This window comes from Corallococcus sp. CA049B (genome assembly GCF_003611685.1).
GTDB lineage: Bacteria > Myxococcota > Myxococcia > Myxococcales > Myxococcaceae > Corallococcus > Corallococcus coralloides.
In genome coordinates, this window is the sequence record NZ_RAWC01000349.1 from 1 (window position 1) to 5,407 (window position 5,407).

A 5,407-nucleotide genomic window follows, 5' to 3' on the forward strand; every position below is an offset into this window, starting at 1 on the left:
TTCTCCGGGCGCACCTCCGACGTCACGGGGCAGCAGGACTCCTCCGCCCATTCCTCTTCACGGTCCAGGCACACCGCCTGCGCGCTGAAGGCGGGCAGTGATTCCAGCAGGTGCGAGTGCGCTACCAGTGCCGGCCCCTGCGCGTCCTCCAGCAGCCACCCCAGTCGCTCCTTCGGGTAGCTCGGGTCCAACGGCACGTACGCGCCGCCGGCCTTCAGGATGCCCAGCGTGCCCACCACCACGTCCGCCGTGCGCTCCACGCACAGGCCCACGCGTGACTCCGGGCCCACGCCCAGCTTGCGCAGCCGGTGCGCCAACTGGTTCGCCTTCGCCTCCACCTCCCGGTACGTCAGCCGCTGCTTGCCGCTCACCACCGCCACGGCATCCGGCGTCCGCTTCGCCTGCGCTTCGAAGAGGTGCGGAATCGTCGCGTCGCGCGCGTACTCCGCCTGCTGCTGGTTCCACGTCACCAGCACCTGCTGGCGCTCCGCCTCCGTCAGCATGGGCAGCCGGCCCACTGCTTCCTCCGGCTTCGCGACCACGCTCTCCAACAGCACCCGCAGGTGCTCCACCATCCGGCGCACGGTCGCCGCCTCGAACAACTCGGTGCTGTACTCCACGCCCCCGCTCAAGCCCCTCGCCGTCTCCGTGAAGAAGAGGCTCACGTCGAACTTCGATGTGCGGCCTTCGAAGTCCACCGGCTTGAGCACCAGGCCGGGGAGCTTGGACTCCTCGGTGGGCACGTTCTGGAGCGACATCAACGTCTGGAACAGGGGCGTGTGGCTGAGGCTGCGCTCCGGCTGCAACGCCTCCACCAGCTTCTCGAACGGCACCTCCTGGTGCTCGTACGCGCCCAGCACCGTGCCTCTCACCTGCTTAAGCAGCTCACGGAAGGACGCCTCCCCGTCCACCTGGGCACGCAGCACCAGCGTGTTGACGAAGAAGCCGATGAGCCCCTCCAGCTCCGAGCGCGTCCGCCCCGCGATGGGCGAACCCACGCTGATGTCCGTCTGACCGCTGTAGCGCGACAGCAGCACCTGCCACCCGGCCAGCAGCACCATGAAGAGCGACGCGCCCTCCTTCTGGGCCAGCGCGCTCAGCTTCTGGGACAGCTCCAGCGGCAGCATGAAGCCCAGCGTCGTTCCGGCGTTGGTGCGCACCGCCGGACGCGGACGGTCCGTGGGCAACTCCAGCACCGGCGGCGCTCCCGTCAACGACTGCTTCCAGTAGTCCACCTCCTGCTGGAGCGTCGCCCCCTTCAACCAGTCACGCTGCCACGCCGCGTAGTCCGCGTACTGCACCGGCAGCTCCGGCAGCGTCCACGCCTGTCCCCGCGCCAGCGCGCTGTACAGCGTGCCCAGCTCGCGGAGCAGGACCCCCACGGACCAGCCGTCGGACACGGCGTGGTGCATCGTGAGCACCAGCAGGTGGTCGCGCGCGTCCAGGCGCAGCAGCAGCGTCCGCAGCAGCGGGCCCCGCATCAGGTCGAAGGGCTTCGCCATCTCCTCCAGCACCCGCTGCCGGGCCTCGTCCTCTCGCACGGCCCCGGACGTCGACAGGTCCACGGTGCTCAGCGGCACGTCCACGGACGCGTGGATGCGCTGGACGGGCTGGCCCGACTCCTCCTCGAAAGTCGTGCGCAGGGCTTCGTGCCGTTGCACGAGCACCCGCAGCGACTGCTCCAGCGCCGCGGCGTCCAGGTCGCCCTCCAGCCGCACCACGCCAGGCACGTTGTAGAGCGGGCTGCCCGGCTCCAACTGGTCGATGAACCACAGCCGCTGCTGCGCGAAGGACAGCGGCAGCGACGCCGGACGCACCCCGGCGCGCAGCATGGGCACGCCGGAGCGCCCCAGCTGCGCGAGCCGTTGCGCCAACGCCTCCACCGTGGGCGCCTCGAACAGCAGGCGCAACGGCATCTCCACGCCCAGCGACGTGCGCAACCGCGACACCACCTGCGTCGCGAGCAGCGAGTGTCCGCCCAGCGCGAAGAAGTTGTCCTTCACGCCGACCCGCGGAACCCGCAGCACCTCCGCCCAGATGGCCGCGAGCTTCGCCTCCGTCACCGTGCGCGGGGCCACGTAGGCGTCGGCCCCATTCGCGGCCTCCGGCTCCGGCAGCGCCCGGCGGTCCACCTTGCCGTTCGCGTTGAGCGGCAGGGCGTCCAGCACCATCAGCGCCGAGGGGATCATGTACTCGGGCATCCCCTGGCGCAGGCCCGTGCGCAGCATCTCCACGTCCAGCGCGTGGCCTTCCTTCGCCACGACGTAGCCGACGAGCCGCTTGTCCGCGCCGTCGCCCCGCACCAGCACCACGGCCTCACTGACGCCCGGCTGCTGCGCGAGCGCGGTCTCGACCTCGCCCAGTTCGATGCGGAAGCCGCGCACCTTCACCTGGAAGTCCAGGCGGCCCAGGTACTCCAGCTCGCCCGTGGCCAGCCAGCGGACGCGGTCGCCCGTGCGGTAGATCCGTCCGCCCGGCTGCGCGCCCAGGCTGTCCGGGATGAAGCGGTCCGCCGACAGCTCGGGCCGCTCCAGGTAGCCACGCGCGAGCCCCGCGCCGCCGATGAACAGCTCGCCCGGCACACCCACGGGGACGGGCTGGAGCTCGGGGTCCAGCACGTAGCCCCGCAGGTTGGCCATGGGCCGCCCCAGCACCGGGCGCGGCGTGTCCGCCACGATGGGGCGCGCGGTGGCGTCCACCGTGCACTCGGTGGGGCCATACACGTTGAAGCCCTTGAGGCCCGGGAGCGCCGCGAGCCGCGCCCACAGCGCCTCGTCCACCGCTTCGCCGCCCACGAGGACGCGCATGGGCCGTCGCGTGCCGAGTCCTTCGTCCAGCAGCAGGCGCAGGTGCGCGGGCGTGCAGTCGAGCACGTCCACCTGCTGCGCCTCCAGCCACGCCGCCGTGCGGGCCACGTCCTCGCGCACGTCCGCTGGCACGATGCACAGCGCGTGGCCGTCCGCCAGCTGCACCAACTGCTGCACCGACGCGTCGAAGGCCAGCGGCGCGTTGAAGCTCACCCGCACCGGCTCGGTGACTCCGGCGAACGTCGTCACCTTGTGCGCGGCGCGCAGGTTCATCATCGACGCGTGCTGCACCATCACGCCCTTGGGGCGGCCCGTGCTACCCGACGTGTAGATGATGTACGCCAGGTGCGTCGGGAGGCTCACGCGGGCCGGGTTCTCCCGCGGCTGCCGCGCCAGCTCCTCCAGCGGACCGGCGTCATCCAGGCACAGCACCTCCAGCCCCTCCGGGAGCGCCCCGGCGAGCCGCCGCTGGGTGAGCACCCAGCGCGCGTCGCAGTCCTTCGCCAGCCAGCCCAGCCGTTCGGAGGGCCAGGCGGGATCCAACGGCACGTAGGCGCCGCCGGCCTTCATCACGCCCAGCGCGGCGACCATCATCTCCACCGAGCGCTCCACGAAGAGCGCCACGCGCACCTCCGGCCCCACCCCGCGCTGGCGCAGCCAGTGGGCGAGCTGGTTGGCGCGCGCGTTGAGCTGCGCGAAGTCCAGTTGGCGCGTCCCATCCAGCACGGCGAGCGCCTCCGGCCTGAGCGCCGCCTGCGTCTCCACGCACTCGTGGAAGCAGCCATCCCAGTCCACGGCCAGGGCCGTGTCGTTCCAGGCGGAGACCACCTGGGCGCGCTCGGCGGCGGTCAGCAGGGGCAGGCGGGACACGCGCGTATCCGGGCGCTCCACCGCGCCTTCCAGCAGCGTGAGCAGGTGCGAGACCGTCCGCTGGAGGGTGCCCGCGTCGAACAGCTCCGTGCTGTACTCCAGCGTGCCGGAGATGCCGTGAGGCACCTCCACGAACGTCACGCTCAAGTCGAACTTCGCGATGGGGCTCTCCACGTTCACCGGCTGGAGCGCCAGGTCCGGCAGCCGCAGCTCACCCAGCGGCATGTTCTGCAGGGCGAGCATCGTCTGGAAGAGCGGCGTGTGGCTGCGGCTGCGCTCCGGCTGGAGGACCTCCACCAGCTTCTCGAATGGGACCTCCTGGTGCTCGTACGCCTCCAGCACCGTCTCGCGCACCTGGGCGAGCAGCTTCCGGAAGGACAGGCCGCCATCCACGTTCGCGCGCAGCACGAGCGTGTTGACGAAGAAGCCGATGAGCGCCTCCAGCTCCGAGCGCGTCCGCCCCGCGATGGGCGAGCCCACGCTGATGTCCTGCTGGCCGCTGTAGCGCGCCATCAGCACCTGCCACCCGGCGAGCAGCACCATGTACAGCGAGGCCCCCTCCCGCTGGGCCAGCGCCTTGAGGGCCGCGGTGAGCGACCGGGACAGGGTGAAGGCGAGCGTCGCGCCCGCGATGCCCCGCTCGGGCGGACGCGGGCGGTCCGTCGGCAGCTCCAGCACCGGCGGCGCACCGGCGAGCTTCCGCTTCCAGTAGTCCACCTGCCGCGCCAGGACGTCGCCCTGGAGCCGGCCGCGCTGCCAGGCGGCGTAGCGCGCGTACTGGATGGGCAGTTCGGGCAGCGGTGACGGCCGCCCCGAGGAGAAGGCCGCGTACAACGCGCCCACCTCACGGATCAGGACGCCCAGCGACCAGCCGTCCGACACGATGTGGTGCATGGTCACCACCAGGACGTGCTCGCGCTCTCCGAGCATGAACAACCGGGTGCGGATCAACGGCCCACGGCCCAGGTCGAAGGGACGGAGCATCTCCTGCTCCACCTGCCGATGGGCCTCCGCCTCGCGGCGGGCCTCGTCGACGGTGCGCAGGTCCACCCGGCCCAGCTCCAGGGACAGGGCAGGCTGGATGACCTGGATGGCCTGACCGTCGCGCTCCTCGAAGGTGGTCCGCAGGGAGTCATGCCGGCACACGACTTCGTGCAGGGCCTGCTCCAGGGCCGCCACGTCCAGCGAGCCCGCCAGCCGCACCGCCACGGGCACGTTGTAGAGCGCCGTCCCAGGCTCCATCTGGTCGATGAACCACAGGCGCTGCTGCGCGAAGGACAGCGGCAACGCCGCGTCCCGTGACACGGGCACGAGCGCGGGTGCCTTCGCGCGTCCGGCCTTCTCCAACCGGCTGGCGAGGGCTTGCACCGTGGGCGCTTCGAACAGAGCGCGCAGCGGCAGCTCCGCGCCCGTCTCCGCGCGCACCCGCGACACCACCTGCGTCGCGAGCAGCGAGTGTCCGCCCAGCGCGAAGAAATCGTCCTTCACGCCGACCTGGGGCACTCGCAGCACTTCGGCCCAGATGGCTGCCAGCTTCGCTTCCGTCTCCGTGCGCGGTGCCTCGTACTCATGGGTGGAGACCGGTGCCTCCGGATCCGGCAGGGCCTTGCGGTCCACCTTGCCGTTGGAGTTGAGCGGCAGCGCCTCCAGCACCACCACCGCTCCGGGCACCATGTACTCCGGCAGCCGCTGACGCAGGCTCGCCTTCAGCGCCTCCGCTTCCAGCGTCG

General features: G+C 71.6%; 1 protein-coding gene. It reads right to left on the minus strand.

Features of this window, described 5'->3' with window-relative positions; genetic code table 11:
* On the minus strand, positions 1-5,407 hold a 5,407-nt coding region (locus D7W82_RS38085; protein ID WP_120622954.1), incomplete at both ends, for a non-ribosomal peptide synthetase.